This is a genomic window from Microbulbifer sp. ABF4_143 (assembly GCF_056160225.1).
The window spans coordinates 1-26698 of record NZ_JBSWWT010000013.1; the positions used below are offsets into that span (position 1 = coordinate 1).

Genomic DNA, 26698 nt, shown 5'->3' on the forward strand with positions numbered 1-26698 from the left:
CGGCGCGTTTACGGCGCATTGCGCCGTGCGCGACTCAGCGACCCGCCAGGGATGGCGGGGCCGGGGCCGGATCGAAAGCGCGGGGTCGCGCCAGGGATGGCGGGCATGCCCCGTATGCCGGCACCGACCGGTCGGTGTGCGGCGCGTTTACGGCGCATTGCGCCGTGCGCGACTCAGCGACCCGCCAGGGATGGCGGGGCCGGGGCCGGATCGAAAGCGCGGGGTCGCGCCAGGGATGGCGGGCATGCCCGCGTCTAGGCATCCACCGATGGAGTGCACGGGCTGACCGACTGGTCTGTTTGTCCGACCTTGGCACCCTTGCCAGCCCCGGCGCGCAGGAGTAAGCTCCGCCCACTTTATGCACAAACTGGGGCGACGGAATCACCCTGCCGTCGGCAGTTGTGTTCTCCACAAGTGAACTTTCGCCATCCACTTGCGCGCAGTACTTGCCGCGGGGCGGATGTGCCAGGGGTTGTTATGCAGTCCGGGCAGATTATGGTTGGGGCCCACGAGGGCGTCTACGTCATCAAGCTGGTGGGTGATGTGCGACTCAACCTGTGTACCTCTTTCGATAATTTTATCGACACCATGTTCGCGCAAGACGACTTTACCGACGTGGTGTTCGATATGCACGGCGCCGAGGGCGTCGACAGCACGACACTCGGGTTGATGGCCAAGATCGCCATCCGCGCGCTGGAGCGGGGCTGCCAGAAACCCCTCGCCCTCTCCGCCGACAAGGGTATCCGCCACCTGCTGGATGCGATGGGCTTCGATGCGCTGATCGAAATCAGCGACGAGCGGCGCGACTACGGCGCCGAGACAAAACCGCTGCAGTGCAAGACGCCGGACGAATGCGCGGCGCGGGAGAAAGTGCTGGAGGCCCACCGCGTACTGATGAGCATGAACGAGCAGAACGCGGAAACCTTCCGCGACCTGGTGCACACGCTGGAGCTGGAGTGCGACCCCATCGGCAAGCCCTCGGCGCGAATGCACTGACGTTCCCGGATGGTGAACACTCGGAAGGTGTAGACGTAGGATGGGGAAAGCGCAGCGTGCCCATCGCTGTCCCAGGTGATGGGCAGGTCGCTGCGCGCCTTTGCCCATCCTACTCGCGTCTGATTTAAATTGAAGGCACAACCGACGGGCCGGCCGGTTCAGTCGGGGCTATTTTCCTTTCCCCGCATTTCCCTCGCCTCGGCCCGCGCGCGGGTAAAGAGCCCGTGCGGCAGGTGGATCAGCTCGGCCACCCGGCGAATCATGTGTTCCTCGAAGGCTTCTATCACTTCATCGGAAAAAGCCACCTGCCACATCTGGCGAACCAGCAGATATTTGCTTTTCTCGTCGAACTGTTCGTTGACCGTCTGCGTGAACTCGTACAGGGAAGTGGCCTGTTCGCGGTGGGACAGGGCCTCGCGGACTAGCTCGTGAGCGACATCCGCGTCCAGTTGGTAGTGCTGTTGCAGTACCTGGGTGAGGGTTTCCTGCTCGCGCGGGTCCAGCTTCTGGTCCACGGTGGCGACCTCCGCCAGCAGCGCGGCGCTGATCATGCGCACATCCTTTTCGTCGCGCACCTCGACATCGGCGCCGCTGCCGATCTGCTCGAACAGCTTACGGATTTGTTGCAGCATCGGCTTCCCTGTGCCCCATCATTTGCCCCTGCAGGAGTATTTCCAGCCGCTCCTGATCCTGCACGAAATTGCGGATGCCCTCGGCCAGTTTTTCCGTGGCCATGGCGTCGCTGTTCAGCTGGTAGCGGAATTCCGCCTCGGACAGCGCGCGTGCCGGCCGCGGTGCGCCGTCCACGTGTTCCGGCAGCCCGTCGGCCAGCGTCGCCGTATCCTCCTCCAGCGCCTGGAGCAGCTGCGGGCTGATGGTCAGCCGGTCGCAGCCGGCCAGGGCCTCGATCTCGCCGGTATTGCGGAAGCTGGCGCCCATCACGACGGTGTCGTAGCCGCGGGACTTGTAGTAATGGTAGATGCTGCGCACCGAGTGCACACCGGGATCCTCGTCGGCGCTGAAATCGTCGCGGCCGCTGGCGGCCTTGTGCCAGTCCAGGATGCGGCCGACAAACGGCGAGATCAGCGTGACTCCAGCCTCGGCGCAGGCCACCGCCTGGCAGAAGCTGAACAGCAGGGTCAGGTTGCAGCGGATTCCCTCGCGTTCGAGTACCGCCGCCGCCGCAATCCCCTCCCAGGTGGACGCGATCTTGATCAGCACCCGTTCCCGCGGCACGCCGGCCTCATCGTAGAGGGCGATCAGGCGGCGCGCATAGTCGATGGTGGCGCGGGTATCGAAGGACAGGCGCGCGTCCACCTCGGTGGAAACCACGCCGGGCACCAGCTGCAGTATCTCGGCGCCAATGGCCACCGCGAGTTTGATCGCCGCCAGCTTTGCGGTTTCCGACGCATCGCCGCGGCCGTGGTGCCGCTCCGCCCAGGTCAGGGACTCGGCGATCAGTTCGCGGTACTGCGGCAGCTGCGCGGCCTTGAACAGCAGAGACGGGTTGGTCGTCGCGTCCTGCGGCCGGTAGCGGCGGATCGCGTCGATATCGCCGGTGTCCGCGACCACCTGGCTGCGCTGCTTCAGTTGTTCCAGCTTGTTCATACCAGTCCCTCGTCTGTGTTTCGATAGTGCGCAATGCTGTGGGGGCGAACCTTGTATTGGCCCGCCCGGGCCGGGATTTTACGGCGCCTTAGTCCCTATAAATGTCCTATGCCGCCCGGGTCATCAGCGCCAGCGCCTGTTCCACCACCTCGGGGCCGGCGCCCTTTTTGTGCGCGTTCTCGCTCAAATGGCGGCGGAAGCGGCGCGCCCCCGGCAGCCCCTGGAAGAGCCCGAGCATATGTCGGGTGATATGGTTCAGGCGCGCGCCCAGGCCCAGTTCGCGTTCGATATAGGGCAACATCCGCTCGACGACCTGGGCCGCATCCGGCCCCGGCTCGCCGCCGAACAGTGCGCTGTCCACCCCGGCGAGCAGCGCCGGCGTCTGGTAGGCCGCGCGCCCGAGCATAACACCGTCCACATGACGCAGATGCTGCCGGCATTCGTCCAGCGAGTTGATACCGCCGTTGATGACAATCTCCAACTGCGGATAGTCGCGCTTCAGCCGGTACACCATGTCGTAGTTGAGCGGCGGAATTTCGCGGTTCTCCTTCGGGCTCAGGCCGTTCAGCCACGCCTTGCGCGCGTGCACGATAAAAGTGGTGATGCCGACCGCGGCCTGGGCCTCGACGAAGCGGGTCAGGCCGGCGTAGTCCTCCATATCGTCGATGCCGATACGGTGCTTGACCGTGACGGGAATCGAGACCGCCTCGCGCATCGCCGCCAGCCCCGCGGCCACCAGCTCCGGCTCCGCCATCAGGCAGGCGCCGAAGCGGCCGGACTGCACCCGGTCGCTGGGGCAGCCGCAGTTCAGATTGATCTCGTCGTAGCCCCACTGCTCGGCGATGCGCGCGCACTCCGCCAGCGTCTGCGGGTCGCTGCCGCCGATCTGCAGCGCCAGCGGGTGCTCGGCCGCATCAAACTGCAGGTGCCGCTCCCTGTCCCCGTGCAGTATCGCGCCGGTGGTCACCATCTCCGTGTACAGCAGCGCGCGCCTGCTGAACAGGCGCCACATATAGCGGCAGTGTCTGTCGCTCCAATCCATCAGCGGGGCGGTGCAGAAGCGGTGAGGGGGTAAATCTGTCATAACTCGTTGATTTTACAGCGTATTACCTGAAATTCTGCAGTTGGGGGTGATTCGGTTTTTGTACCATATCGACCCCGTTTTCCCCCATTTTCTGCGTCCCTGTGGTACATTTCTGGTACGGGAATTGGCTTGTACCAGTGGGGAGATATGGCGACCATCAGGGCGCGCAAGAATGCGCGGGGTGAAGTGCGCTACACGGCGCAGATCCGCCTCTTTCAGGGTGGAAAGGTAGTTTATACAGAATCGGAAACCTTCGGCAAAAAAGCCTTGGCCAAAGCCTGGGCGGACAAGCGCGAGCAGGAGCTGCGCGACCCTGCCGAACGGCTCAAGCAGCAGGTGCGCGGTATCACCGTCGGCGACGTGCTGCAGACCTATCTCGGCGATTTTATCGACGTCGGCAGCTTCGGGCGCACAAAGCTGGCCGCCATCAAGGCGCTGATCAACCGGCCCGATATCGCCGGCCTCGATGCGGTGCACCTGCGCCGCGGCGACATCCTCGATTTCCTACGACGGCGCTTAAAGGAGGCGAAGCCGCAAACGGTGAAGAATGACATCATGTGGCTGTCGGTGGCCTTCCGCACGGTTGCCAATAGCCGCGAGTGGCCGATTGCGCACCAGGAGGTCAGCGCGGCATTCGATGTTGCTGTGCAGACGAAAATGGTGACGAAATCTGAGCAGCGCGACCGGCGGCCGACGCTGCAAGAGCTGGATGCGCTGCTGGATTACTGCTACGCCAGCCGAAAGATGGTGATACCGCTGGGCGAGGTCATCCTGTTTGCGATTTTTTCCGCGCGGCGTCAGGAGGAGATCACCAAGCTGTGCTGGGCAGACCTGGACCGCGAGCGCCGGCAGATCCTGGTGCGCGACGCCAAGGACCCGGTGCGGCCGGTCAGCTACTGGGTGCACGTCCCGGACGAGGCGCTGGCGGTGATCGAGCGCCAGCCCCGCAACAGTGAATTCATTTTCCCCTACGAGTCGAAGTCGATCGGCGACCGCTTCTTGTGGACAAGGAAGGTGCTGGGTATCGAGGACCTGAGATTCCACGATTTCCGCCACGAGGCGGCCAGTTACTGGTTCGAGCGTGGTTTACCGATCCACCGCGTGGCGCAGATCACCGGCCACCGCTCCTGGAACACCCTGCGGCGCTACACGCACCTGTACGACTTCGGCGAGCGGGACAAATACGCGGGGTGGCGGTATCGGCCGGTGCTGGAATCAGAGCCGGCCTGAGTGTCAGAGCAAGGTTAATTGGGTTTCCGCAAAGCGCCCGCGGCGAAACTGAAAGTCGATCAAGGTCTGCTGCACCTGCGGATCCTGGTAGTAGCCGTCTGCCCTGCGCCACAGTGCGAGGTTGCGCTGCTTGGCCCACTGCTCGAATGCTGTGTCAGCCATTGCCGGCCTCCGGTACTGCGGCGAGTAGATTGTCAATCGCTTTGCGTGTGGTGCGGTTGTCATAGACTCCGGCGCGCATGGCGCTCTCAGGGTTGCGCAGGTTTGCCCGCAAAATCGCAATGGCGTTCGCAATCGGCTCCGGTACTGCGGCTGGCTGCTGGGGTTCCTGCGCAGAGAAAGCTGGATCTACGTAATCGAGAAAATCTTCTTCTTCTCTCGTTACTACAATATGCACCTGTATGCCTGGAATCTCTGCTATGGCAAATCTTTCATCGCATATGTAAGGCGTTTGGCGCATTTCAGCCACAACTTTTTCAATTTCATGCTGAACCGCTTTTCTGTTGATACTGAGTGCCTCAAACCCTTCCCGTATTTTGTCGTTACCCATTTCTCTATCCATTCAGTCAGTGGGCTGGGTAAAGCTCTACCTTGCCCATGGTCAATTTTCTGGGGCTGGGCATCTTGCGATCTGATCCTGATGTCTTGTGCTGGCGCCGCAGTTCGGCGAGCACCGCCCGTTTCACAAGGTCGTATTTATCTGCACGCAGCGCCACCCTCGAGGGGGGGGCGGATTTGCAGCGCTGGAATGCCTCCACGAAGCGGGAGACCTCGTTCTTGACCCTGGTGGCTGTTTTGTTGAGTTGCAGTTTTGAAATGTCCATTGTCATCCCCTGAAAAGTGGGCCCCAGCACCGGCGGCCCTAGACGGTTGCTACTGAATGATGCGCCAGGGCGCGGTGAAATTATTTGCGGTCGGCGATGGCCAGCGGCGGCACCGGGTCGCGCGGCGCCTCGGGGATAAAACCGCTACCCTGGTCCGCGCCGGTGACTTTCATGAAATCGACTTCCACTTTGGCGGAGTTGATGACGGTCTGCGCCACGTCGGCGATGGCCTTGGCGCGCTGCAGTTCCATCGGGTTTCCCTCGTCCTGCAGGGCCTCGAGGGTGGCGAACAGGTGGTTGCGCAGGTCTTCAATCTTGTTTTTCACGTTTTGCTCTCTTGTTGATTTGCCGGGTTACCGCGCCCTTCAGCTGGCACAATTCGGCCAACGCCTTCGGCAGGGTGTGCACAGTGTTGCGGCGCATGTTTTCGGCCCGGGTGATGCACTCGAGGTTATCCAGGCGGATATCGGTCTTGTCGCCGTTCCTGAACACCAGCATGTGCCCCTTCGGCAACGGTCCGTGTTGCGATTCCCACAGCATCACGTGCACGAATTTCCAGTCCCTGGGGGTGTAGCCGGTGTCGGTTATCTTGCGCTGCAGGTAGCCATCCTTGGTTAGGCGCTCGCTGCCGATCGGTTTCCAGGTGTGCGGCCTGTGCCCCTTCTTGAACTGGGTTTTCTTCGCGTTGCCGCCGGCCTGCCAGCCCTTCACGCCCTTGTTGTGCGGCTTGTGCCCGGGCAGGAAGCGGGCGTCGGCACCGCGCGCGGATCCGGGCAGGGTGCGGCCGCTCTCCGGACTGGACAGAAACGCCTGGCTCTTCTGCAGGCCGAGAGCGTCGGCCTTGCCGTAGACGGCGCTGGTGCTGCGACCGAACTCGCGCGCGATATCGGCGGTGCGCCGGTTCGGGTACTCGGCGCGCAGCCTGGCGACCTCCTGCTCCGTCCAGGGGCGCCTAGCCATTGAGCCGCTCCCAGTCGTGCCGCGCCTTCTGCCGGCACTGGTCAATATGCTGCGCCAGGTCATTGGCGCTGATCAGCCACTCGCTCTTCTGCGATCCGCCGCGGTAGCACGGCACCGGCAGCTGTTGCAGGCGCGCGCGGGCGAGGGCTTTCTTCTCCCCCAGGCCGAAATACTTGTCACAGCACTGGCGCAGCGGGATATCGGCGCTGCCGAACTCGGCCATGAGCAAAAACACCGTGTTCACTGTTGGGTCACCTCCTGTCGGTCGGTGGTCAGCAGGTAGTTGATGTATTGGCTGCGCTGCACCAGGCGGTCGCTCAGCAGCTCGAGGCGCATATTGCCGGCCTCGATGGCGCCGAGCAGTTGGCTGACGCGGTGCGCGGGCTCGCCGGCCTTGCGGCGCACGCAGCTGGCGTGGTCGAGCAGGCTCTGGCGCAGGGCGTCCAGCTCGGCGGCGAGCTCGCGCGGGTCCGGCTGCTCCTCGAGCATCCTGACGGCCTCCGCGACGCTGCTCTGCAGCGCGCCGAGCTGGTAGGCGTGCTCCCGCTGCGGGTGGGCGGCCAGCGCCCTGCGCAGCATCCTGGCGACGTGTTTGGGGGTGTTGGCTTGCATGCTCATGCCGGTACCTCTCCGGTGCTGTGGATGGGTTCCCAGCGCTCGGCGCCGTGGTAGGGGTCGCCGCCCATGGCCTGCCACTGGTTGCCGTGCTCGTCCACGGCGATACAGCCGGGCTCCCAGCCCTGTGGGTCGCGCAGGGCGTTCATCCAGCCGGACGCCTCACCCTGGAAGATCACCACGACGCCGCCGGCGCAGCGGGGGTTCTGCCGGCGCCACCTGGCGGCGGTGGCGATGTGCTTGCTTGCGGTGTTCACGCTATCACCTCCCGGTAGATGCGGACGGCCTGGACCGGGCGGCGCGGCATGCGCGGGCGGACGAAGCGGTCCGCATCGAGCGCGGTGCCCAGGCACACGGTCAGCAGCAGGCAGAATTGGATCAGCCCGTACTTGATGGCCTTGGCCACGGCATCGGTGGCGCCGCGGGCGTGCAGCTTGAAGAAGCACTCGGCCAGCAGGTTGCCCACATTGGCCACGGAGCAGCCCATGGCGGCGGCGGTTTCGGCGTTGCTGAGGCCGCGCGCCCTGTAGGTCAGCGCCTCGGCCTGGCGCGGCGCCAGCTTGCGGTAGGTGGTTTCCATGTGTGTTCTCCCGAATCCCTGGGATAAAGATAAACCGGGGGGTTTATTTGGTGTCAACGAGTGGAGTTCATTTTTTCTGATAACAGTGCTGATCGGGCTGCAATAGCGTGTAATGGGGCGAGTGCTGAATGGCGGCAGTTGCTGGTTTACACTCTGGCCGGTGACCTGAAAATCCAATAACGACAGGGGAGGTGGGGCCATGTTTTCAACCAGAGGCAGAGAGCGCCAAGTACTGCGTGCGGAGCAGATAAAACCGGCGGACGCGCCGATCTCCAAGGTGCACGCGAAGAGGATCTACCGGGACTACATGCTGAAGACCGGGCATCTGGACAAGGATGAGATAGCCGAGCACGTCGAGTACCTGATTGATGACATGCGAGAGCATGAAGAAGATCTCAAGATGGAGCGCGACGACTGTCAGGATAACCTGGCCGAGGAAAAAAGAGAGTTGGCCCAGGCCAAGGAGGCGCTGAAAGTATTCTCCGGCACGGATGAGCAAGAGCGCTGGGAAGATGAAGTTCAGTCCCTGCAGGAAAGTGTCCGGCAGATGACCGAGGAGCTGGAGAGCAGCAAAGGTCAACTGGCTGCGTTTAAGGCGGATAAGCGGGCCTTCCTGGTGGAGTACATCAATCGGGAGATCTTTGCCGGTGAATGGGAGTTGGTAAAGGAAGAGGCGCTGAAAGCTGACGCGAAGCGCCAGGGCAAGTGCTATCGAATGAAATACAGCGATGCATCGGGAGCAGTAACCGAGCGGGACACGGGGCCGCTGGTGCCTGAGGGGGCCGACATGTTGACCGGCTATTGCTTTCTGCGGGGAGAGAGGAGAACCTTCAGGGTTGCCCGTATAGCGCAGCTGACGGATCTGCGTCTGAATATGGTGGTGGATCCCAAGTCCCTGTTCACCTCTGCTCCGGAGAAGGCACCTGCGTCAGCCCCGACGGCGAGTGCGCCACCGGCAAGTCGAAAGCCTGCGCCGGTTTCGCCCCCTCCGTCCAGAGAGCGCAGCGTGTCATTCTTGTTGGGGGTGGGGATATTTCTGATGCCCTATATCTTCGCCTGGCTGCTGTTGCGGCCGGGGTATAGCGATGGGGCCCGCACAGTTGGCTTTGTGTGGATGGGGCTAATGTTGCTGGGTATCCTGGCCGGGTAGGGGACGAGTTTGCAGAAATGAAAAAGCCCGCGGTTGCGGGCTTTTGTTATTCTGCAGCCTGTTGAGGCTGGCTTTCGCTGTTATGCGCTTTGGATTTGACCAAGCCATCAAATGTGGCGAGGGGTAATATTACTCTTCCCCATGGCATTGATGAAGTGATGGATTCCAGCCTGTCGCGCATCAGTCCATAGAGGATGTTGGCTCCGTTCATCACCAGCACCTTGTCAGCCGCAACGGGGTCTTCCTTATAGCCTTCCGGCGCCTCGTCGGTGAAAGAAAGGTAGCCAATTGCCTCTATGTTTACTGTATAAAATGTGCCAAAACTGCTTTTATGAAGGTCGTCAGACTTAGTTTTGACATTGAGCTTCACGATGGCCCGGCGAGGACCGTTTTCAATTTGTTCAGACTCAAATTGCTCCAAAGAAAAATCCAGATCATCGACCCGGAAAACCTCTGGCATATCCTCCGTCTCTGCTGCGATGTTGCACCTAACAGAGAAGTCTACAAACGTATAGTGCTCAAGCTGCAATATAGATTGATTCATCGCTTTCACACCCTGCTCGAATTTGTTCAAGATCAATTACTTTTCCTGGCTTATTACGTACCGGCTTGACATCTGCCTGAGCAGCCTTAATCCTCTCGGCCTCTTGCTTTTTGATTACGGCAGTAACCCTTTCAATCATTTCGTTGTAAATAGCCTTTGGCATCAGGGCAACTTTAACTTCGCAATCAAGCGCTGTTGCCAGTTTAGCAAGGCTGAGGATGGAAAAGTTTTTATCGCCCCGGAGTGCCTGAGTAACGTAAGAGCGGCTGCAGTTTAGCGCGCCGGCCAGGTCCGCTTTGGTCATGTTTTTCATGTCCATCGCATTTTCCAGCATTATCGCCAAGTCCATTTGGATCCTGGCGGCCTGGAGTTCTGGCCGATTAGAGAGCTTTGAAAAGATATCCTTGAAACGGGCCATGCTATTTACTCCTCCTCGTAATCCAGGATTTCCAGCGTTCCCGCCTCTTTGGCGGAAAAATAACGTTGCTTTAATCGCCTGGCTGTCTTTTTTTCTGATTTTGGCGTTTCTTGCCCTTTCTTTCGGAACAGGTGGCAGCAAATCACCATGTTCTCATCATCGGTGAAAAACGATATTCGGTAGTTGCCCTTAATGAACTCATATATATCGTTGGGCTTGTCGATGTGATGCCTGTTGGCGCTCGGCATATTCCGAGGCCCCATTTGGCTTGCCAGTTCAAGTAATGCCTGCCAGCGGGCTTGCTCGCCGGTGGTCAGCAGTTTGGCAAAACCTTCAGCCATCTCCGAATTACCGTCTTCGTCGGTTTCCACCAATACTCGCCAATTGCCGGGCGCGACTATATCAGAGAGTTTCACAGGTTGTTAACCTATTAGTTAACAGGTTTAGGGGAAAGTTCACAGAAATCAAATGCAGCCACTCCGATTTGGCCAGTTAGGCGTTATTTTTGTCCTGAATGGCCGGTCACCGGCTATCGGCGGCGGCTTTCTGGGTGCCTGTTAATTATCGCTTATTCCCAGTCATCAGCTCCAGGCTACTTTTCAGCACTGCTGTATGTTCTTTGGTCAGGGAGCCGTCGCGGGCCTTGCGGAGGATGGCGTCTACCAGGTCGCGGACATGGCGGGGGAGCTCTGCTTTGGGTGGGGGCGGCGCCTCGTCGTCCAGCGTGATGGTAAATCCGCTGGTGTACGTCTGGGCGCTTGGTGGCTGTTGTCCACTGACCATATCGCCCCACTGAAAATCCGGGTCGATATCAGTCGGCTTCACCTGTAGCAGCTTCGCGAACTTTAATAGGGCGTCGGTGTTCACTGGCGTTCTACCCAGCAGGTATGCACCAACGGCACCCTGAGAACTCCACCCAAACTGGTGCGCCGCCTTCTCCTGAGTAAGTCCCAGTTCTTTCTTCTTCGCATTCCAGATAGCGCGCAGATTTTGCTGCGCGATCTTCTCTCTGGCTGTCAGTGGGCGACGGTTTGTGATCTCAACTACTGACTGGGCAATCCAGCTGATATCCGTCGGCTCGCAGCCCAGTAGCTCTGCTGTTCTTACGGCAAAGGTGGATGCGACCCCACGTTCACGCCAATTTTGGATGGTCTGAGGTGTAACACCCAGTTCTCGCGCTAGCTGTGCCCATTTGAAGCCGGCAGCCTTAGCCAAGCGCTCGAAGGCCTTCCCTTTCTCTTGTGATTCTTTTGAGCGCTTCTTCATAAACGAAAAGTTTACCCGCGGCGCGCTTGTGTCGATAGATTCCACGCGTTTATACTTAAAATGTAAACAAGGGGATTATTCATGAGTTTGCCCATTGAAAAGGCTGCGAAGCACTTCGGCTCTCAAGCCGCGCTGGCTAGAAAGCTGGGTGTAACCCCGATGACTGTTAGCAACTGGAAGCGCAGGAGAGTTCCAGTAGAGCGAGCTGTGCAGATCGAGCGCTTGACCGATGGCGCCGTGCGGAAAGAGCAGCTGCGCCCGGATGTGTTCGGGCCGGCGCCGGAGTCGGCCGCAGAAGAGCAGCGCCAGGCCGGTTGAGCGGCCCGCGCTGCGGTGAGCAGTGCTTTGTAGTTATCAGCATTTGAAGAGTTTCCCTTATCCCTGCCTCGCATTGTGGGGGTGTAGCAAGGGGGAATGAATCAGCCGGGATAGATGGGGATTTATCCAGTACCGAATGCCCGGCATTGAACAATGCAGCCACCTCTGGAGGGGCAGAGCAGCCACGAGGGGGCTTTTAGGTGGCACGACACGACCGCGGGGAACTCTGTCCGAATCGCGGAGAAACAGCGCCAAGGGCTGTGATGGCCTGGAGCCGGTGGAAGCCCGGCCTCGAATAACCGGCGGGAGCCGGACGGGAATCGCCAGCGGTACCGGCGATGACGGAAATATCGAGTGTGGCAGTTGCCGCGCAAACCGGGGCCCCTGTGGGGGTGGGAGAGACTATGGCGATTGCGCTATCAGCGGGGGTGGTCGTATGAGCACGCGGATAATGGCCGAGTGCTGGCCCCTGTCTATGTCGCCGACACAGAAGTCGGTGCTCATATCTCTGGCCGACCAGGCCAACGATGCCGGCGTCTGCTGGCCCTCCATCGACACCATGGCCGAGCGCACCTGCTTGAGCCCGCGGTCTGTGCAACGGGCGTTGCGCGAGCTGCAGGCGTTGGGGCTGGTGGAGCGCAATGGCCGTTCCGGTCGCTCCAATTACTACACGATCACGCCGGCCAATTTCCGCCCGGAACCCCCGTCAGGGTGTCACCCCACCCCTGACACAGTGACACCCCCTGACAGAGTGACACCCCGTCAGAGTGACACCCCACCCCCGTCAGAGTGTCACCCCACCCCTGACACAGTGACGGGGGACCCCCGTCAGAGTGTCACCCAGAACCGTAAAGAACCGTCATTGAACCATCAGGGAACCGTCAGAGAGGGGCACGCAGGCGCGCCCCCTGCGCTGGTTGAAAAATCGCCAGCGAAAAAATCCGCTCGCGGCACCCGGCTGCCGAGCGACTGGCAACCGGGCCCCGAGTTCTTCGCCGCGGCTGCGGAGATCAATCCGCGGCTGAGCAACCTGCAGATCGTCGAGATCGCCAACGGCTTCCGGGATCACTGGATCGCCCAGCCCGGGCAGCGTGGCGTAAAGCTCGACTGGCTGGCGACCTGGCGCAACTGGGTGCGGCGCGAGCGGGGCCTGCCGCCGGTGCCGCCTGCACCGGCGGGCAATCGCCGCACTCGCGACGTCAGCGCAATGGAAATCGCCACGGACACGGGTTGGTGACTGGCATGCGCACAATCGAGTTCACCATCCCGCAACCGACGCCGCTCCTGAACCAGCTGCTGCGCAAGAGCCGCCAGCAGCGTTGCCGCGAAAACCGCGACCTGGCCATGCAGGTGCTGGCCGCGATGAGCCGCGCCGGTGTGCGCCGTCCGCGCGAGCCGCTGGCCCGCTGCCAGATCCACGTGGTGCGCGGCAGCTCCGGCCTGCCTGACTGGGACGGACTGTACGGCGGGCTGAAACCGCTGCTGGACACCCTGGTGCGCCCCAGCGCTCGCAATCCGCATGGCCTGGGCCTGATCGAGGACGACAACCCGCTGTGCGTGGTGAGCCTGCGGGCGGAGCCAGAGAAGGCGTCGCCGGGATCCGGTTACACCCGGGTAGTGATCGCGGAGGTGGTGGAGTGAATCGCGAACTGATGCCCCACCGCTGGGCCGCCGATATCGCCGAGGGCCGCGCCACCATCGAGAGCGTGCCTGCAGGCCTGCGCACCGCCGTCGAGTACCAACTGGGCCTGCTGATCGGCAGCCGCCGCGCCAAGCAACTGGACGTGCGCCGTGGGTTGGCCGAGCAGGGCAGCCGCATGACCGACTTCGAGCAGCTGAGCGACGCCACCAAGCGCGGTGTGCGCCTCGGCCTGCGCCGGGAATTTTTCTACCGCCGCCACCAGGCGCGGCAGTTTGTCCGCACGCAGATGGGTCACAGGGGGAACCGGGTATGACACACAGCATCGACGCGCAGCCGACGCGCAATTACTTCACCGAGGAGGAGCTGCAGTGCCGTTGTGCGCACTGCCAGGCGGAGCGGGCGGCGGGGGAGGCCATCGCCTTCAATGCCGACCAGGTGGACCGCGAGTTTCTGCGGCACCTGAACCTGGTGCGCGAGCAGTGGTACGGCAAGGCCATGCCGGTGTCGTCCGGCTTCCGTTGCCTCGAGCACCCGCGGGAGGCGAAGAAATTCCGCGCGGCGCGGGCGAGAGGCGAGGTCTTCGTGCTCGGGGATCACCCCAGCGGCGTGGGGGTGGATATCCGCGTGGCCGGCGAGCAGGCGCTGCAGCTGATCGAGGCGGTGGCTGCGTACAACTGGGCGCACCTGGAGGCCGGCAAGCCGCGGCCATTTACCGCCATCAGCCCGAACCAGCGCGGCGACTGGGGTAAGCGCTTTGTGCACCTGGGCGGCAACAGCCCCGCCACCGGCCGCCCCCGTCCCACCACCTGGACCTACTGAGGGGCGAGCCATGCGAATCAATCAACACCTGATCGAAATGCTCGAGGAGCGCCTGTACCAGTGGGCGCTGTTCCACGCGACTGGATCCGGCGGCTGCAGTACCAGCCCGATCTATGCGCTGATGATGACCAAGGTACAGAACCCCCGCAGCGGCGCCACTGTGCTGATCGACGATACCGCAGTGGCAGCCATCGACAGCGCCATGGCCGCGGTAAAGCGCGAGAGCCCGGAACAGTACCAGGTGCTCAGCGTGGAGGCCTTCAGCCTGCTGGGTGGTGACTCTCTTGCAATGCAGCAGTCCCGCGCCCGCCGCCTGCGCATGAGCCTGCGCACCTACCAGCGGATCCTCGAGCGCGCACGCATCTTCCTGACTGGTCTGCTGTTCGGCCCGGTGTGGAACCAGCACGCGGAACAGGGGGTGGCAGCGTGATCGATGCACAGTATTGCGAACAGTTTACGGACGACGAGTTGGATGTGGCGTGGCTACGCAACGGTCTGGTGCGGCTAGTGAAAAACCCAAAGCGTCGCCGCAAGCTGCAGAAGCGTGGCGTATTCCTGTGGTGGTCGTCTGCTCTTCAGGGGTGGCTGTGGGATCCGAAGGGGATGATGCCATGAGTCTGAAACCCTCCCGCCTGCCGAAACTGCTGGCGCTGGCCAACGGCCGCACCTGCGTGCGTTGCGGTGTCCACGACGACACCACTGTGGCAGCCCACTACCAGGGCTATCGCTCCCATGCCTACGGCAAGGGACGCGGCATCAAGCCCCACGATGCCATGGCCGCGCACCTTTGCTTCAAATGCCACGGCGAGGCCGACCGCAGCGGACTGGCGAAAGACCGTATTGAGCACAGCCGGGCCTTCCTGCGACTGATCGTCGTCACCCACATGCGTCTGTACTTTGAGGGCCTGCTGTACGCGGACGAGGAGGCCGGACAGCTGCTGGCGGGACTGTGCCAGAACGCGCGGGCCCTGATGCGCCAGCGTGAGGAGGATCTGCACCGCACGGCTCTGGAGATTGCCGGGCACTACGACCGCGGTGGCCTGCAGCCGGTCAAGCGGCGCGGTGCCAATGTCGGGGATTTTGTGGGGGTGATGTATGCGGGCGGTTAACGGATTTGGCGAGCTCTACTGCACCCGCGGCGAGCACTGGGGCGCCCCTGAAGAGTTCGCGCGGGATAGTCGCGCTAAGAGCGGCCGCAGCAGCTGGTGCCGGAAATGCACCGCCGAATACCGCCGCCAGCGCCGCACCCAGCAGAAAACCGACGAGCTCCGCCAGCTGGCGGAGCGCAAAAAACTACAGCCTATCTACTGAGGGCCAGGATGAGGGCCAGGACCATGGAAGCGAAAAAACAAACCAACCTGCTGCGCCACTTGTGGCTGCTGCGATTCCCGGGCCTGCTGGCAGCCGTCTTGGTAGTCACAGGGTTGGTGCCCGGCGCCATCTTGTGGTTGTGCCTGGAGGCGTGGTTGGTTGCCTGCGCACTGTTAGCTGCAGCATGGATTCCCGCCGAGGCTCTGTCCGATCTGCCTCGGCCACGGTACTCCACGGCCAATCTGTTGCAGCTCTGCCTGTACCTGATTGCCGGCGCTGCGTTTCTGGCGGTTGTATGGCTGGCGCTCATGTTGACCCTGGAGCGCCGGGCGCGAATCGCTGAGCGTTGGGCCGAGGGTGGACGGGGCCGGTCGCAAATTAGGGCCGGCGCAGCGGAGTAGGAGGCGAGACATGGCGCTCGGAATTAACAAGGTAATCCTGATCGGCAATCTGGGCGCAGACCCGGAGACCCGCTATATGCCCAGCGGCGGTGCTGTGACCAACGTGAATCTGGCGACTTCCGAGACCTGGAAGGACAAGCAGACCGGTCAGCAGCAGGAGCGCACCGAGTGGCACCGCGTGGTGTTCTTCAACCGCCTGGCGGAGATCGCCGGCGAGTACCTGCGCAAGGGCTCCAAGGTCTACATCGAGGGCTCCCTGCGCACCCGCAAGTGGCAGGACAAGAACACCGGCCAGGACCGCTACACCACCGAGGTGGTCGCGAGTGAAATGCAGATGCTGGACGGCCGGAACAGCGAATCACCGATTTAACTGAGGAGCAGGCGCCCAGCCGGCGGTGACGCCAGCCTGTGAGGCTCAATAACGGCAACCGGGCCTCGGTGCCGCGACTACCAACGGAAACAGGAGCAATGCGAATGAGTGATGGCGATAACGTCGAGGCAATACAGCTGGACGCCCCCGGGTTTCTAAAGCGTGGGCTGATGCACATGGAGGACAGGGCGGCCCAGCGCGACGAGCCCGGCGGCGAGCGCTCAATGGGCAAGACCGTGGCAGCCTTCAACGCGCTGTTTGGCACGGACCTGACCGAGGAGCAGGGGTGGCTGTTTATGGTGCTGTTGAAGCAGGCCCGCGCCAGCTGTGGAGTATTTGTGCCCGACGACTACGAAGACGGCGCGGCCTATTTCGCGCTGGCTGGTGAGGCGGCAGCGGCAAGCAGAAGAGAGTAAATCCACCTCTCACAGGGTGATACCAGCGCGGCGCCGGGAGAGGCCGCATACTTTAGCAAGAGGAAAAGACCGATGGATGAAAAAGCACTTGAGCAGGAAATAACCGATAAAGGCCTTAATGCGCCGCGCCTGACGCCGGATTTGATTGATGGCAAGATCGTGTCCGAGCAGTTCCATGTGTTCGATGGGAGCCGCCTAACGGTGTGCTGCTTGACCTTGGAAAATGGGTTTACCGTAACCGGTGAGAGTGCCTGCGCCAGCCCGGAAAATTTCAATTACCAAATTGGCCGAAAAATTGCCAGGGACAATGCGCGCTCAAAAATATGGCAACTGGAGGGGTACCTTCTGCGCGAGAGGCTCCAGCAAGCGAGCGTGGATCGAGTAGCTGCGGCCGCCCTCGCAGATAATGGCGATTGAAATTTCAATCGCGCAATTTTGAGAGTTGGCGGAAAGGGGGTATAAATTCGCTAACTTGGAAAAGTTGTCTCTACCAGACACCGAATCACTCAAGCCGGCCGCAGAGCCGGTTTTTTTATGCCTGGAGAATAATATGCGCTTGAGCGGCCAAGAGGTGGGCAGTGCAACCACAACTGGAACCGGGGTGGCGCTGACCCAAACCCCCGTCTCAGCGTTACAGGTTGCGGGCCTGATCATTGCCGCCCTCGGCCTGGTGTGGAACGTCTACGCCACGGTCACGCGCAACCGACACAACAAATTTATGCGCGAGCAGCACAAGGCTGGCTGCAGCGAATCAGAAACAAATCCAAATTAACCAGTTTCGCCACCCCTGATCTCCCTATCCCCAATCCCGTTTGGGGGTGGCGCCCTACAGCCAGAGAGCACGCGCATGGACTGGAAAGCCCTAGTAAAAAACGTGGCCCCCACCATTGGCGCGGCTCTCGGTGGCCCGGCTGCCGGCACTGCAGTGAAGTTCCTCGCCGATAAGTTCCTCGGCGATCCTGAGGCCACAGAGCAGCAGATTGCCGAGGCAATTCTGCACAGTAGCCCCGAGCAGTTGGCCGAGCTGCGCCGCCTCGACAATGAGTTCCGCATTCGCATGCGCGAGCTGGATATCGACGTCTTTGCACTGGTCATTGATGACCGCAAGGATGCGCGCGGCATGGCCACCAAGACCAGCCTGGGGCCGCAGATCATCCTGTCGCTGTTGTTCATCGGCGGTTATTTCGCGTTGCTGTATTACCTGTTCAGTGGGCAGGTGGTGCTGAGCGATAGCCTGCGCGAGCTGTGTTTTATTCTGCTGGGGGTGATGACCGGCGAGGTGCCGCGCATCATGTCCTTCTGGTTTGGCAGCAGCCAGGGCAGTAAGGACAAGGACAAAAAGCTGACAAGTACCGCTCCCTCCTGATGTTCAGTATCAAGCATGAGCTGGGCCAGCTCGAAAAGAAGCTGGGCAAGATGGAGCGCGGCCTGATACCGACGGTCGCTAGCCAGGCAGTCAATCGCACTATCAAGTCGGTCAACAGTGCTGCCATCAAAGAGGTGGCCGCAGAGACAGGGACCAAACAGAAAGAGATCCGCCAGGCGCACCAGTTGTACCTGGCGCGGCGCGAGCGACTGCAGGCCGCCATCGATGCGAAGAAAGCGCGAGCCCGCAACCTGATTGAGTCTGTGCGCCCAGCCCAGCGAAAGCCGGGCTACTTCAATAGCCGCAGTAAGCGTGGCAAGTTCAAAGCCCCGGGGGTTAAGGCCAGAGCCTGGGGTAAGACCAAGACCTATCGCGGCACCTTTATCGCGCGCGCCCCACAGGGGCAGCTGCTGGTGTTCGCACGCAAAGGCCCCGGGCGCACTCCTCTGAAGGGGGTGGTGGGACCGAGCCCCCGCGGCACATTCGTGAGCCAGCGCCTGGTGCAGGTGATGCAGCGAAAGGCCGGCGAGCGATTCCGTATAGAGCTGACGCGATCTATCAACAATGAGCTGCGAAAACTCAAGTAAGAGGCGCGATTCACGCGCGGCCGCGGGTCCTTCCCGGGGTGTGCGGCATACGGGTACGCAGCTGCGCGAGGTTTCGCTATTTATGAGGCGTTTTTTCGGGGGGTTGGTGGTTGGTCATTGACCGGGGATTGAGTTATGGCCGAAAAGACACAAAAACCCCGGAAAACACAGGCTAAAAAGCAACCGGCCAAGGTCGTGAAAAAGATCGGCAATGACCAACCTGGTACCCCCTCGGTGCCGGACTACTGGCTGAACAAGCGCCAGGTTTGCGAAAGCTTGGGGATCACCGCTACCGCCTTCGACAAGTGGCGGGTGGAGCCGGTGGCCCGGGTGGGCAATTCCAACTACTACGACGCGCGCAGCCTGGTGGACAACCGGGTGGACGCGGCCCTGCGCAAGCAGCAGCTGGAGCGGCCGGACCCGGACGAGGGTTGCGATTTGAACCCGGTGGCCGAGCAGGCGCGGCTGGCCAAAGAGCGGGCCGACAGCGTCGCGCTGAAAAATGCCCGGGACCGCGGCGAGATGATCCCGGCCGAGGTCGCAGGCCCGCTGTTCGGCAAGATCGGCGCGGCCATGGCCTCGGCGCTCGATGGTCTGCCGGCCAACATCAAGCGCCGGGTGCCGAGCCTAACCGCCACCGATATGGAGTTTATCAAGGCGGAGATTGTGCAGGCGCAGAATGCGGCGGCCGAGGTTGACCGCCACCTGGACGAATTTATAGATGACTTTATCAGCGCAGCAGACCCGGGCGATTAAGCACCACCTGCGCGCGGCCCTGCGCGTGTTGAAGCGGCCGGAGCCGCTACCGCTGGCGGAATGGGCCGACAAGAATTTTTATCTTGTGCCGGAATCCAGCTACACCATCGGCCAGTGGACGTCTGATCCCTACCAGGTTCCCATCCTCAACATGATGGGCAACGACGACATTGAGGTATTCAACTGGCGCAAGTCAGCCAGGGTCGGTTACACCAAGTGCGTAACCGCGGCGATTGCCTATTACGCCGAGCACAAACAGCGCAACCAGATTCTCTGGCAGCCCACCGACGGGGATGCCGAGAACTTCATGAAAAAGCATGTGCAGCCGGTGATCCGCGATGTGCCGCCGCTGCGCAAACTGGCGCCCTGGTACGGCAAAAAGCACAGCGACAATACGCTGGATTGCAAACTGTTCTCCAACCACCGCCAGCTGTACGTGCTCGGCGGCAAGTCCGCCGGCAACTTCCGTGAGAAGTCGGTGGACGTCGTCTACTACGACGAGCTATCGAAATTCGACGCCGACATCGAGGGCGAGGGCTCCGCCACCCAGCTGGGTGACAAGCGCCTAGAGGGTTCCAGCTTTCCTAAGTCGATCCGCGGTAGTACGCCCACCCGGATGGGTGAATGCCAGCTGACCAAGGCGGCCGACAAGGCGGCCGAAGATTTTAAGCGCTGGGTGCCGTGCCCGCACTGCGGTGAGTACCAGGTGCTGGAGTGGGGCGGCAAAGAGTGCCCCCACGGCATCAAGTGGGATGAGGGCAAAACGCGGCAGGCGTACTACGTGTGCGCGCACTGCGCCTGTGTGATCGAGCAGCGCGAACTCGCGTGGATGGACGCGCGCGGCGAAATGCGCAGCCAGTCCGGCATGGTCACCCGAGACGGCCTCACATTCTATCGGGACGGCGAAAAAGTGGACCCGCCGCGGTCGGTATCGGTGCACGTCTGGTCCGCCTACAGCCCCCGTACTACTTGGGGAAAAATCGCGGAAGACTTCCTGGAGGTTAAAGCCGATCCCATCGAGCTAAAGGGCTGGGTCAACACCACCCTGGGCGAACCGTGGGAGGAGCAAGGCGAGCGCGTGGAGGCGCACCATCTGTATATGCGCCGAGAACACTACCCCGCCCAGGTGCCGCAGGCCGCTGTCGTTATCGTCGGTTTTGTCGACGTGCAGGACGACCGACTGGAGGCGTCCGCCTGGGCTTTTGGCGGCGACCGCGGCACCGAATCCTGGCTGGTTGAACACCAGGTTTTCTGGGGCGACCCCGGCCGGCCGGAATTGTGGGACCGCCTCACCCAGTGGCGGCACAGCCGCTACGAGCACGAAAGCGGCAATTACCTGCGCATCGCCGCCACTGGCATCGACACCGGTGGCCACTACACCACGGATGTATACAAGTATTGCAAGCGGTTTGAAGCTGAGCGGGTCTACGCCTGCAAGGGCTCCAGCGAGCGCGCCGCGCCACTGGTGTCGCGCCCGAGCCGGAACAACAAGGGCAATGTGCTGTTGTTCCGCATCGGCACCGACACCGGCAAAGACTTGGTAATGGGGCGGCTCAAAATCAGCGAGCCCGGCGCCGGCTATGTGCATTTCCCGGTGTCGATTGACCAGGAGTTCTGCGAGCAGATGACCAGCGAAAAGCGGGTCACCGACTACAAGAGCGGCCGACCGGTTTCGGTCTACAAGCAGATGCGCCCGCGCAACGAAGCCCTGGACTGTTACGTCGGCGCCAATGCGGTGCTGGAAATCCTAAATCCCGATTTTGCCGCCCTGGCGCGCAAGCTGAAGCCGCGCGAGCCGGAGCCAGAAAGCTCCACCGACGGCATCTACTACCCGCAAGAGCCCGAACAACCAAAGCCGCGCAAGCGCGGCAGACGCAACAGCGCGCGCAAGGTGGGCGGCCTGAGATAACGGAACATGACCGAACCGCGAAAATTTATTGCCGGCGACTCCGTCAGCTGGAGCCGCGCGCTGCCCGACTATCCGCCGGCCGACGGCTGGGCGCTGCAGTACAAGCTGGTGTCCCTCGGACAGAGCCACACCATTGAAGCCACGGACGACGGCACCGAGTACCAGGTAAGTCTCGCCAGCGCGGAGACCAGCAGCTGGGCCGCGGGCGAGTATCAGCTGGTGGCGATGGTGAGCAAGGGCACCGACCGCTACACGGTGGACAGCCAGCGGGTGGTGGTAAAGCCGAACCCGGCCAGTGCCAGCTACGACCCGCGCAGCTTTGACGAGAAGGTGCTGGCGGAGCTGGAAACCCTGCTGCAGAAGAAAGCCACCGCGGACAAGCAGACCGTCACCGTAGAGGGGCAGACCGTTGGCCGCTACACCTGGGCGGAACTGCAGGCGGCGGAAAAATACTACCGCGGCCGGGTCAATCGCCAGCGCCGCCGCGAGCGCGACAAGCGCACCGGGCGCAAATCCAACCGCGTGTTAGCGCGCATTCCATAAGGGCCGCCCATGAAATTTTTAGACCGCATGACCGGCCGCGCTGCGCTGCATGAAGAAATCGGCCGGCTGGAAACGGGCAGCACCGCGCTGCGCGATGAGATTGGACGGCTTGAAAATCGCCTCAATCAGGTGAGCCGGCAGGCGCACCACACCCGCGGCGCCGTGCGCGCGGCGGGGCACTTCAAGGCTGCGCAGAAAAATCGCCTGGCTGAAGGGTGGGACACCACCCCGGTACCGATCAACCAGCAACTGCAGCAAGAACTGCACAGCATGGTGGCGCGTAGCCGCCAGCTGGCGAAAAACGACCCCTATTACCGCCGCTTTTTGGGGTTGGCGAAAAACAATGTCATCGGCCACGCCGGTTTCAAGTTTGCCGCCAATATCAAAACCGCCACTGACAAGCCGGATAAGCGCGCCAGTATGGCGGTGGAAAAGGCGTGGAAGCGGGCCTGTAAAAAGGGTGTGCTGGATTACCGCGGGCGGCACAGCTTCAAGCAGCTGTGTGGCCTGATGCTGGCCAGCCTGCTGCGTGACGGCGAGGTGTTGGCGCTCAAGGTTCGTAACCGCAATATCAAGCCGTTTGGGTTTGCCATCCAGCTGCTGGACCCGCTGCTGCTGCAGCTGTCCAGTGACCATGTACCGGGGAAACTTGGTCACAAGGTGACACTGGGGGTAGAGTTCAACCGCGAAGGCCGCCGGGTGGCCTACTGGCTGCACAGCACCGACACCACCCACGAGGACTATTACACCCTGCAGGGGCGCGGCTATATCCGCATTACTGCCGACCGGATCATCCACGAATTTCTCGACGAGTACATCGACCAGGCCCGCGGCTTTCCGCTGGGCTGCGCTGCTGCTTCGCGCCACCACATGCTCGACAAGTACGAGGATGCCGAACTGGCGGGGGCGGTTATCGGCTCCAGCACCATGGGGATTATCGAACGCGGCGAGGACGATACCGGCTTTGATGGCGGTATCGAGTCCGACGACGAGGACGATTACGAGGACGACGACGAGTTTTACATGGACGTCGAGGGCGGCACCTTCCAGCAGCTGCCCCACGGCGCCAAGCTGAACACCTGGGACCCGCAGCACCCCAATCAAGCATTTAAGGATTTTGTAAAGGGCATCCTGCGCGGTATCGCCGCCGCCCTGGGCGTCTCCTATTTCTCGCTTGCCAACGACCTGGAGGGGGTGAATTTTTCCAGCGGCCGACTGGGCGCACTGGAGGACCGCGAGGTCTGGAAGGCCCTGCAGGACTGGATGATCGACAACCTGCTGCAACCCATTTTCGAGGACTGGCTGGCACAGGCGCTGCTGATGGGGGCTATCCGCTTCAACAGTGGCACCCCGCTGAATGCAGGCGACCTGTGGCGCTACGCCGAAGGGGCACAGTTCAACGGCCGTCGCTGGGCCTGGGTGGACCCGCAGAAGGAAATCAACGCGCACAAAGAAGCCGTCGCCCTCAAGGTGGCGAGCCGCAGCGAAATCATCCGCGAGCGCGGCCGCGAGCCGAGCGAAGTGTGGGACGAGATCGAGCGCGAGGAGGAGGAGCTGCGCCGCCGCGGTATCAACCCGGACAACGCCCTGGACAAGGCCAAGGCGAAAACCGAGCAACCCCCGGCAGGGGATGACCCCGAAACCGACGACGAGGACCAGGAGCCCCCTGACGATGAAACCTGAAAACCTTGGCGAGTTAATTCGCCAGATCAATAAAAAAGGGTCGCAACGTGCGGCCCTTTTTTGTGCCTCACCGAAAGGTGGCACCCGCGCTGAGGGTGACGAGGCCGGCCCCATTGATACCGAGGCGCGCACCGTAGAGGTGGCGTTTGCCAGTGAGACCGAGGAGGTCGAGCGCTGGTACGGCATCGAGGTGCTGGTTTGTACGCCCGAAGCGGTGGACCTGTCGCTGCTGCAGAACGCTGCCCCGGTGCTGGATTCGCACGACCGCTGGGACCAGGTGGGCGTGGTAGATGAGGCCCGCGTAGATGCGGACCACATCGCCCGCGCCGTACTGCGTTACAGCCGTGTTGGCAAAGGTGCCGAGTATTTCCAAGACATCGTTGACCGTATCCGCACAAAAATTAGCGTCGGTTACGAAGTGCTGGAAATGAAGCTGGTGCAGCAGAACGACGAAGGCCCGGACGTGTACCACGTCACGCGCTGGCGTCCCTATGAAATTTCCAACGTGTCGGTGCCCGCCGACGACGCCGTGGGTGTCGGCCGCAGTGCGGCCAAACAGGGCCAGACACACAACCCCCAAGAATCCGACGACAACGCCAGAGGCGGGGACCGCAGCGCGGCGCCCACTGTCAGCGATTCGCCCGCAACCCCGAAAGACACTGAAACCCGAGAGGCCATTGTTATGACCGAAGAAGAAAAGAAAGCCGCGCGTGAAGCTGCGCGCAAGCAGGGCGGCGTTGATGAAGCTCAGCGCGTGTCCGACATTCTCGACGTTGCGCGTGCGCACAACGCCGACAGCGAGCTGGTAGACACCTACCTGCGCGACTCCACCAAAAGTAAGCACGACCTGATCGAGGCGATCCTGAACGCCAAGGCCGGCGAGCGCGGCACCCAGGCGGAGTCGCCGGAAATCGGCATGAGCGACAAGGAAGTGCGCCAGTTCAGTTTCCTGAACCTGCTGCGCGCGATGGCGTTCCCCGACAATTCCGAGTTTCGCAAAAAGGCCGGCTTCGAGCTGGATTGTGCTGCTGCAGCCGCCGAAACCTTCCGCGGCGAACGCCAGGGTACCCAGCTGATCCCGCACGACGTGCTGGTGGCCAGCCGCTCCCTGGATGCGAACCAGCTGCGCCAGGCCGGATTCAACGTGCGCGCACTGAGCGCCACCCTGGGCACCGACACCGGCAGCAACCTGGTGGGCACCACCCTGATGGGTGCGAGCTTCATCGACCTGCTGCGCAACCGCCTGTTACTGGCGCGCTTGGGTGCCACCACCCTGACCGGCCTGTCCGGCAACCTGGCAATCCCGCGCCAGACCGGCGGTGCCACCACCTACTGGCTGGACCCGGAAAACTCCGATATCACCGCCGAGGGCCTGGCGACCTTCGACCAGGTGGGCCTGACCCCGAAAACCCTGGGCGCCTTCACCGAAATTTCCCGCCAGCTGCTGCTGCAGGGCTCGCCGGACGTGGAGAACCTGGTACGCATGGACCTGGCCAAGCAGATTGCGCTGGGTCTGGACAAGGCCGCGTTTTACGGTACCGGCGCCAACGGCCAGCCCAAGGGTATCGCCAACCAGACAGGCATCAATGCCACCGACTTCGCCGCGGTGCTGCCGACCTATCTGGAAGTGGTGGATATGGAAACTCAGGTGGCGCTCGACAACGCCGACGAGGGCACCTGCGCCTATGCGCTGGGCGCCGGTATGCGCGGCCACCTCAAGACCACCGAGAAGTTCGCCGGCAGCAATGGCAGCCCCATCTGGGAACCGGGCAACCAGGTCAACGGCTACGCCGCCGCGGTATCCAACCAGATCGTGGCCGGCGATATGTTCTTCGGCGACTGGGCGCAAATGGTCATTGGCATGTGGGGCGGCCTCGATATGCAGGTCAACCCCTACAGCCTCGACAAGTCCGGCGCGGTGCGTATCACGGCGTTCCAGACCTGCGATACCCAGTGCCGCCACCCGGAGAGCTTCAACCACGGCAAGCAGCACACCCCGTAAGGCTGACGGCCTGACGAGGTAACCCGCAAAGGCCCGCCGGTGTGCGGGCCTTTGTATTTAGCTACCAGATTCCAGAGGGAAAACCCCATGAGCAAGCCTGACGAAAAGCCGGTGAATGAAGTCACCATGACCCGCAACAGCACTGCCGGCGGTAAGTTCCGTGCCCGTGGTGACGTGCTGACCATTGGCAAAGATATCGAAAAGAACGACGCCCGCCAGCTGCTGCGCAGCGGTAAGGCGCTGCCTGGTGCACAGACCCGCATCGCCGAAGAAGCGGCCGCGGAAAAAAAAAGCGCTGAGGCCGCGCAGCTAAAAGCGGCTGACTCCAGCGCGGCGAAAGTGGCCGAGCTGGAAAAGCGGCTGGCGGACGCTGAGGACGATGCTGCCGACGAGCAGGAGCGTGCCGAGGCTGCCGAAAAGCGCGCCGCAGAAGCAGAAAAACGTGCTGCCGATGCAGAGAAGCGCGCCGCAGAAGCAGAAAAACGTGCTGCCGATGCAGAGAAGCGCGCGGCAGAAGCCGAGAAGGCCCTGGCTGCCGCCAAGAAAAACGGCAAGTAAACCGTGGCCGGTTTCTTTGCCGAGCTGATCGACCCGGACCTGCCGGACTACGTCGAGGCGGAAGTGGTCGCAAGTGGCGGCACCCTGCCGGGCATCTTTACCGATGCCTGGCAGGAGTCGGCGCAGCAGGCGGGCACCGTGCCGGTACTCACCTGTGACGCCGACACCGCGGCCATGATGGGCGCGACCGAGGGCGCCGAGCTGCTGGTGCGCGGTGCGTCCTACGTCGTGCGCGAGCTGCAGCCCCGCAATGGTGGCGGCACGTCGCTGGTACTGGAGAAACAGTAATGGCCCACGTATCCAAGCAGCTAATGGACGCGGTCACCACTGCGCTGACTGGCCTGCCGACAACCGGCGACCGGGTGCGGCAGTCGCGTACCTATGCGCACCACCGCGCCCCCGCGCTGAATATCCGCCTTGGTGGGCGCACTACCCAGGGCATTCGCAGCAACAGCTGGCTGGATGCCGAGCAGGATATTCATATCGACATTGCTGTGGCCGGGCCTGCCGATTCTATCGACGACCAGCTGCTGCAGATCGAGGCAGAGATTTACCGCGGCCTGATGGCCGACCACACCCTGGGCCTGTCATTTGTGGTGGACCTTAACCCGCAGGGGTTGAGCGAGCCGGACCTGGAACAGGGCGAGAAACCCAAGGCGGTGGCCACCAGTTCCTGGCGCTATGTGATCCGCCACAGCCTCACCGACCCGGAGACCTGACCATGGCCGACAAGCCCAAAACC

Annotated in this window: 42 protein-coding genes and 2 pseudogenes; 28 read left to right on the forward strand and 16 right to left on the reverse strand. The window is 62.2% G+C overall.

Annotated elements, in window-relative coordinates; all coding sequences use genetic code 11:
* Nucleotides 1–477 precede the first annotated feature (477 nt).
* Nucleotides 478–996 (forward strand): STAS domain-containing protein, encoded by a 519-nt coding sequence (locus tag ACXAF3_RS11420; RefSeq protein WP_475112430.1) that lies wholly within the window; start codon nucleotides 478–480, stop codon nucleotides 994–996.
* A 158-nt stretch (nucleotides 997–1154) separates the two neighbouring features.
* Here ACXAF3_RS11420 and ACXAF3_RS11425 read toward each other — a convergent pair whose 3' ends face one another.
* From ACXAF3_RS11425 to dusA, 3 genes are all read right to left on the reverse strand, one after another.
* Complete coding sequence (locus tag ACXAF3_RS11425) at nucleotides 1155–1628, reverse strand: tellurite resistance TerB family protein (protein ID WP_475112431.1); 474 nt, start codon at nucleotides 1626–1628, stop codon at nucleotides 1155–1157.
* Nucleotides 1609–2604 (reverse strand): transaldolase, encoded by a 996-nt coding sequence (gene tal / locus ACXAF3_RS11430; protein WP_475112432.1) that lies wholly within the window; start codon nucleotides 2602–2604, stop codon nucleotides 1609–1611. The genes ACXAF3_RS11425 and tal overlap by 20 nt, the downstream gene beginning before the upstream one ends.
* 106 nt (nucleotides 2605–2710) lie before the next feature.
* Nucleotides 2711–3688, reverse strand: a complete 978-nt coding sequence (dusA, locus tag ACXAF3_RS11435; protein ID WP_475112433.1) for a tRNA dihydrouridine(20/20a) synthase DusA — start codon at nucleotides 3686–3688, stop codon at nucleotides 2711–2713.
* Nucleotides 3689–3835: 147 nt separating this feature from the next.
* Here dusA and ACXAF3_RS11440 point away from each other — a divergent pair, with 147 nt between their 5' ends.
* Entirely contained in the window at nucleotides 3836–4918 is a 1083-nt protein-coding gene (locus ACXAF3_RS11440; protein ID WP_475112434.1) for a tyrosine-type recombinase/integrase, read from the forward strand.
* Nucleotides 4919–4921: 3 nt separating this feature from the next.
* Here ACXAF3_RS11440 and ACXAF3_RS11445 read toward each other — a convergent pair whose 3' ends face one another.
* From ACXAF3_RS11445 to ACXAF3_RS11485, 9 genes are all read right to left on the reverse strand, one after another.
* Nucleotides 4922–5080, reverse strand: coding sequence for a hypothetical protein (locus tag ACXAF3_RS11445; RefSeq protein ID WP_475112435.1), 159 nt, complete (start codon nucleotides 5078–5080; stop codon nucleotides 4922–4924).
* Nucleotides 5073–5468 carry a hypothetical protein gene (locus ACXAF3_RS11450; protein ID WP_475112436.1) on the reverse strand — a complete coding sequence of 132 codons (396 nt, stop codon included), beginning with the start codon at nucleotides 5466–5468 and terminating at the stop codon, nucleotides 5073–5075. Before ACXAF3_RS11450 ends, ACXAF3_RS11445 begins: the two co-directional genes overlap by 8 nt.
* A 16-nt stretch (nucleotides 5469–5484) precedes the next feature.
* On the reverse strand, nucleotides 5485–5742 hold the full coding sequence (locus ACXAF3_RS11455; RefSeq protein WP_475112437.1) for a hypothetical protein: 258 nt from the start codon (nucleotides 5740–5742) through the stop codon (nucleotides 5485–5487).
* Nucleotides 5743–5822: 80 nt separating this feature from the next.
* A complete protein-coding gene (locus ACXAF3_RS11460) occupies nucleotides 5823–6068 on the reverse strand; it encodes a hypothetical protein (protein WP_475112438.1) in 246 nt (81 codons plus the stop codon).
* Nucleotides 6052–6702 (reverse strand): HNH endonuclease signature motif containing protein, encoded by a 651-nt coding sequence (locus tag ACXAF3_RS11465; protein ID WP_475112439.1) that lies wholly within the window; start codon nucleotides 6700–6702, stop codon nucleotides 6052–6054. The genes ACXAF3_RS11460 and ACXAF3_RS11465 overlap by 17 nt, the downstream gene beginning before the upstream one ends.
* Nucleotides 6695–6946, reverse strand: a complete 252-nt coding sequence (locus ACXAF3_RS11470) for a pyocin activator PrtN family protein (protein ID WP_475112440.1) — start codon at nucleotides 6944–6946, stop codon at nucleotides 6695–6697. Before ACXAF3_RS11470 ends, ACXAF3_RS11465 begins: the two co-directional genes overlap by 8 nt.
* On the reverse strand, nucleotides 6943–7320 hold the full coding sequence (locus ACXAF3_RS11475) for a hypothetical protein (protein ID WP_475112441.1): 378 nt from the start codon (nucleotides 7318–7320) through the stop codon (nucleotides 6943–6945). The genes ACXAF3_RS11470 and ACXAF3_RS11475 overlap by 4 nt, the downstream gene beginning before the upstream one ends.
* Nucleotides 7317–7574 (reverse strand): hypothetical protein, encoded by a 258-nt coding sequence (locus ACXAF3_RS11480; protein WP_475112442.1) that lies wholly within the window; start codon nucleotides 7572–7574, stop codon nucleotides 7317–7319. Before ACXAF3_RS11480 ends, ACXAF3_RS11475 begins: the two co-directional genes overlap by 4 nt.
* Entirely contained in the window at nucleotides 7571–7897 is a 327-nt protein-coding gene (locus tag ACXAF3_RS11485; protein ID WP_475112444.1) for a sigma factor-like helix-turn-helix DNA-binding protein, read from the reverse strand. The genes ACXAF3_RS11480 and ACXAF3_RS11485 overlap by 4 nt, the downstream gene beginning before the upstream one ends.
* Before the next feature lie 199 nt (nucleotides 7898–8096).
* On the opposite strand from ACXAF3_RS11485, the gene ACXAF3_RS11490 reads away from it, so the two are divergent.
* Complete coding sequence (locus ACXAF3_RS11490) at nucleotides 8097–9047, forward strand: WYL domain-containing protein (RefSeq protein WP_475112445.1); 951 nt, start codon at nucleotides 8097–8099, stop codon at nucleotides 9045–9047.
* A 46-nt stretch (nucleotides 9048–9093) separates the two neighbouring features.
* Here ACXAF3_RS11490 and ACXAF3_RS11495 read toward each other — a convergent pair whose 3' ends face one another.
* The 4 genes from ACXAF3_RS11495 to ACXAF3_RS11510 form a co-directional block, all read right to left on the reverse strand.
* The gene (locus tag ACXAF3_RS11495; RefSeq protein ID WP_475112446.1) at nucleotides 9094–9591 is read right to left on the reverse strand and encodes a hypothetical protein; all 498 of its coding nucleotides are present in this window, start codon (nucleotides 9589–9591) and stop codon (nucleotides 9094–9096) included.
* Complete coding sequence (locus ACXAF3_RS11500) at nucleotides 9566–10009, reverse strand: helix-turn-helix domain-containing protein (RefSeq protein WP_475112447.1); 444 nt, start codon at nucleotides 10007–10009, stop codon at nucleotides 9566–9568. Before ACXAF3_RS11500 ends, ACXAF3_RS11495 begins: the two co-directional genes overlap by 26 nt.
* Nucleotides 10010–10014: 5 nt before the next feature.
* Nucleotides 10015–10425: a type II toxin-antitoxin system RelE/ParE family toxin gene (locus ACXAF3_RS11505; protein WP_475112448.1), complete on the reverse strand. Its 411-nt coding sequence runs from the start codon at nucleotides 10423–10425 to the stop codon at nucleotides 10015–10017.
* A 145-nt stretch (nucleotides 10426–10570) separates the two neighbouring features.
* Nucleotides 10571–11320, reverse strand: a complete 750-nt coding sequence (locus ACXAF3_RS11510; protein ID WP_475112449.1) for a helix-turn-helix domain-containing protein — start codon at nucleotides 11318–11320, stop codon at nucleotides 10571–10573.
* A 36-nt stretch (nucleotides 11321–11356) separates the two neighbouring features.
* On the opposite strand from ACXAF3_RS11510, the gene ACXAF3_RS11515 reads away from it, so the two are divergent.
* The 25 genes and pseudogenes from ACXAF3_RS11515 (at nucleotide 11357) to ACXAF3_RS11635 (ending at nucleotide 26675) form a co-directional block, all read left to right on the forward strand.
* The gene (locus ACXAF3_RS11515; protein ID WP_475112450.1) at nucleotides 11357–11593 is read left to right on the forward strand and encodes a Cro/CI family transcriptional regulator; all 237 of its coding nucleotides are present in this window, start codon (nucleotides 11357–11359) and stop codon (nucleotides 11591–11593) included.
* Between the two features lie 475 nt (nucleotides 11594–12068).
* Nucleotides 12069–12167, forward strand: a pseudogene (locus ACXAF3_RS11520) (helix-turn-helix domain-containing protein); the annotation flags it as partial.
* Nucleotides 12168–12455: 288 nt separating this feature from the next.
* Nucleotides 12456–12830: a hypothetical protein gene (locus ACXAF3_RS11525; RefSeq protein WP_475112565.1), complete on the forward strand. Its 375-nt coding sequence runs from the start codon at nucleotides 12456–12458 to the stop codon at nucleotides 12828–12830.
* Nucleotides 12831–12835: 5 nt separating this feature from the next.
* The gene (locus ACXAF3_RS11530) at nucleotides 12836–13234 is read left to right on the forward strand and encodes a hypothetical protein (protein WP_475112451.1); all 399 of its coding nucleotides are present in this window, start codon (nucleotides 12836–12838) and stop codon (nucleotides 13232–13234) included.
* Nucleotides 13231–13548: a hypothetical protein gene (locus tag ACXAF3_RS11535; protein WP_475112452.1), complete on the forward strand. Its 318-nt coding sequence runs from the start codon at nucleotides 13231–13233 to the stop codon at nucleotides 13546–13548. Before ACXAF3_RS11530 ends, ACXAF3_RS11535 begins: the two co-directional genes overlap by 4 nt.
* On the forward strand, nucleotides 13545–14054 hold the full coding sequence (locus ACXAF3_RS11540; protein WP_475112453.1) for a hypothetical protein: 510 nt from the start codon (nucleotides 13545–13547) through the stop codon (nucleotides 14052–14054). The genes ACXAF3_RS11535 and ACXAF3_RS11540 overlap by 4 nt, the downstream gene beginning before the upstream one ends.
* A 10-nt stretch (nucleotides 14055–14064) precedes the next feature.
* Nucleotides 14065–14484, forward strand: coding sequence for a hypothetical protein (locus ACXAF3_RS11545; RefSeq protein ID WP_475112454.1), 420 nt, complete (start codon nucleotides 14065–14067; stop codon nucleotides 14482–14484).
* Nucleotides 14481–14669 (forward strand): hypothetical protein, encoded by a 189-nt coding sequence (locus tag ACXAF3_RS11550; RefSeq protein ID WP_475112455.1) that lies wholly within the window; start codon nucleotides 14481–14483, stop codon nucleotides 14667–14669. The genes ACXAF3_RS11545 and ACXAF3_RS11550 overlap by 4 nt, the downstream gene beginning before the upstream one ends.
* On the forward strand, nucleotides 14666–15163 hold the full coding sequence (locus ACXAF3_RS11555) for a hypothetical protein (RefSeq protein WP_475112456.1): 498 nt from the start codon (nucleotides 14666–14668) through the stop codon (nucleotides 15161–15163). Before ACXAF3_RS11550 ends, ACXAF3_RS11555 begins: the two co-directional genes overlap by 4 nt.
* The gene (locus tag ACXAF3_RS11560) at nucleotides 15150–15365 is read left to right on the forward strand and encodes a hypothetical protein (RefSeq protein WP_475112457.1); all 216 of its coding nucleotides are present in this window, start codon (nucleotides 15150–15152) and stop codon (nucleotides 15363–15365) included. Before ACXAF3_RS11555 ends, ACXAF3_RS11560 begins: the two co-directional genes overlap by 14 nt.
* 23 nt (nucleotides 15366–15388) lie before the next feature.
* On the forward strand, nucleotides 15389–15766 hold the full coding sequence (locus ACXAF3_RS11565) for a hypothetical protein (protein ID WP_475112458.1): 378 nt from the start codon (nucleotides 15389–15391) through the stop codon (nucleotides 15764–15766).
* Between the two features lie 10 nt (nucleotides 15767–15776).
* Nucleotides 15777–16115 (forward strand): annotated as a pseudogene (gene ssb, locus ACXAF3_RS11570) (single-stranded DNA-binding protein); the annotation flags it as partial.
* A gap of 125 nt (nucleotides 16116–16240) precedes the next feature.
* Nucleotides 16241–16552, forward strand: coding sequence for a DUF6378 domain-containing protein (locus ACXAF3_RS11575; RefSeq protein ID WP_475112459.1), 312 nt, complete (start codon nucleotides 16241–16243; stop codon nucleotides 16550–16552).
* A 72-nt stretch (nucleotides 16553–16624) separates the two neighbouring features.
* Nucleotides 16625–16969 (forward strand): Gp49 family protein, encoded by a 345-nt coding sequence (locus tag ACXAF3_RS11580; protein WP_475112460.1) that lies wholly within the window; start codon nucleotides 16625–16627, stop codon nucleotides 16967–16969.
* Between the two features lie 133 nt (nucleotides 16970–17102).
* Nucleotides 17103–17324, forward strand: a complete 222-nt coding sequence (locus ACXAF3_RS11585; RefSeq protein WP_475112461.1) for a hypothetical protein — start codon at nucleotides 17103–17105, stop codon at nucleotides 17322–17324.
* Nucleotides 17325–17399: 75 nt separating this feature from the next.
* On the forward strand, nucleotides 17400–17918 hold the full coding sequence (locus ACXAF3_RS11590) for a hypothetical protein (RefSeq protein ID WP_475112462.1): 519 nt from the start codon (nucleotides 17400–17402) through the stop codon (nucleotides 17916–17918).
* Nucleotides 17918–18505: a phage tail protein gene (locus ACXAF3_RS11595; RefSeq protein WP_475112463.1), complete on the forward strand. Its 588-nt coding sequence runs from the start codon at nucleotides 17918–17920 to the stop codon at nucleotides 18503–18505. The genes ACXAF3_RS11590 and ACXAF3_RS11595 overlap by 1 nt, the downstream gene beginning before the upstream one ends.
* A 135-nt stretch (nucleotides 18506–18640) precedes the next feature.
* Nucleotides 18641–19261: a terminase small subunit gene (locus tag ACXAF3_RS11600; RefSeq protein ID WP_475112464.1), complete on the forward strand. Its 621-nt coding sequence runs from the start codon at nucleotides 18641–18643 to the stop codon at nucleotides 19259–19261.
* Nucleotides 19227–21170, forward strand: coding sequence for a phage terminase large subunit family protein (locus ACXAF3_RS11605; protein ID WP_475112465.1), 1944 nt, complete (start codon nucleotides 19227–19229; stop codon nucleotides 21168–21170). The genes ACXAF3_RS11600 and ACXAF3_RS11605 overlap by 35 nt, the downstream gene beginning before the upstream one ends.
* A gap of 6 nt (nucleotides 21171–21176) precedes the next feature.
* The gene (locus ACXAF3_RS11610) at nucleotides 21177–21713 is read left to right on the forward strand and encodes a hypothetical protein (RefSeq protein WP_475112466.1); all 537 of its coding nucleotides are present in this window, start codon (nucleotides 21177–21179) and stop codon (nucleotides 21711–21713) included.
* 9 nt (nucleotides 21714–21722) lie between these two features.
* Nucleotides 21723–23396 carry a phage portal protein gene (locus tag ACXAF3_RS11615; RefSeq protein WP_475112467.1) on the forward strand — a complete coding sequence of 558 codons (1674 nt, stop codon included), beginning with the start codon at nucleotides 21723–21725 and terminating at the stop codon, nucleotides 23394–23396.
* A complete protein-coding gene (locus ACXAF3_RS11620; protein ID WP_475112468.1) occupies nucleotides 23386–25398 on the forward strand; it encodes a phage major capsid protein in 2013 nt (670 codons plus the stop codon). The genes ACXAF3_RS11615 and ACXAF3_RS11620 overlap by 11 nt, the downstream gene beginning before the upstream one ends.
* Nucleotides 25399–25485: 87 nt before the next feature.
* Nucleotides 25486–25956, forward strand: a complete 471-nt coding sequence (locus ACXAF3_RS11625) for a hypothetical protein (protein WP_475112469.1) — start codon at nucleotides 25486–25488, stop codon at nucleotides 25954–25956.
* A 3-nt stretch (nucleotides 25957–25959) separates the two neighbouring features.
* The gene (locus tag ACXAF3_RS11630) at nucleotides 25960–26244 is read left to right on the forward strand and encodes a head-tail joining protein (protein WP_475112470.1); all 285 of its coding nucleotides are present in this window, start codon (nucleotides 25960–25962) and stop codon (nucleotides 26242–26244) included.
* Nucleotides 26244–26675, forward strand: a complete 432-nt coding sequence (locus ACXAF3_RS11635; RefSeq protein WP_475112471.1) for a hypothetical protein — start codon at nucleotides 26244–26246, stop codon at nucleotides 26673–26675. Before ACXAF3_RS11630 ends, ACXAF3_RS11635 begins: the two co-directional genes overlap by 1 nt.
* The last annotated feature ends 23 nt before the right edge of the window (nucleotides 26676–26698 follow it).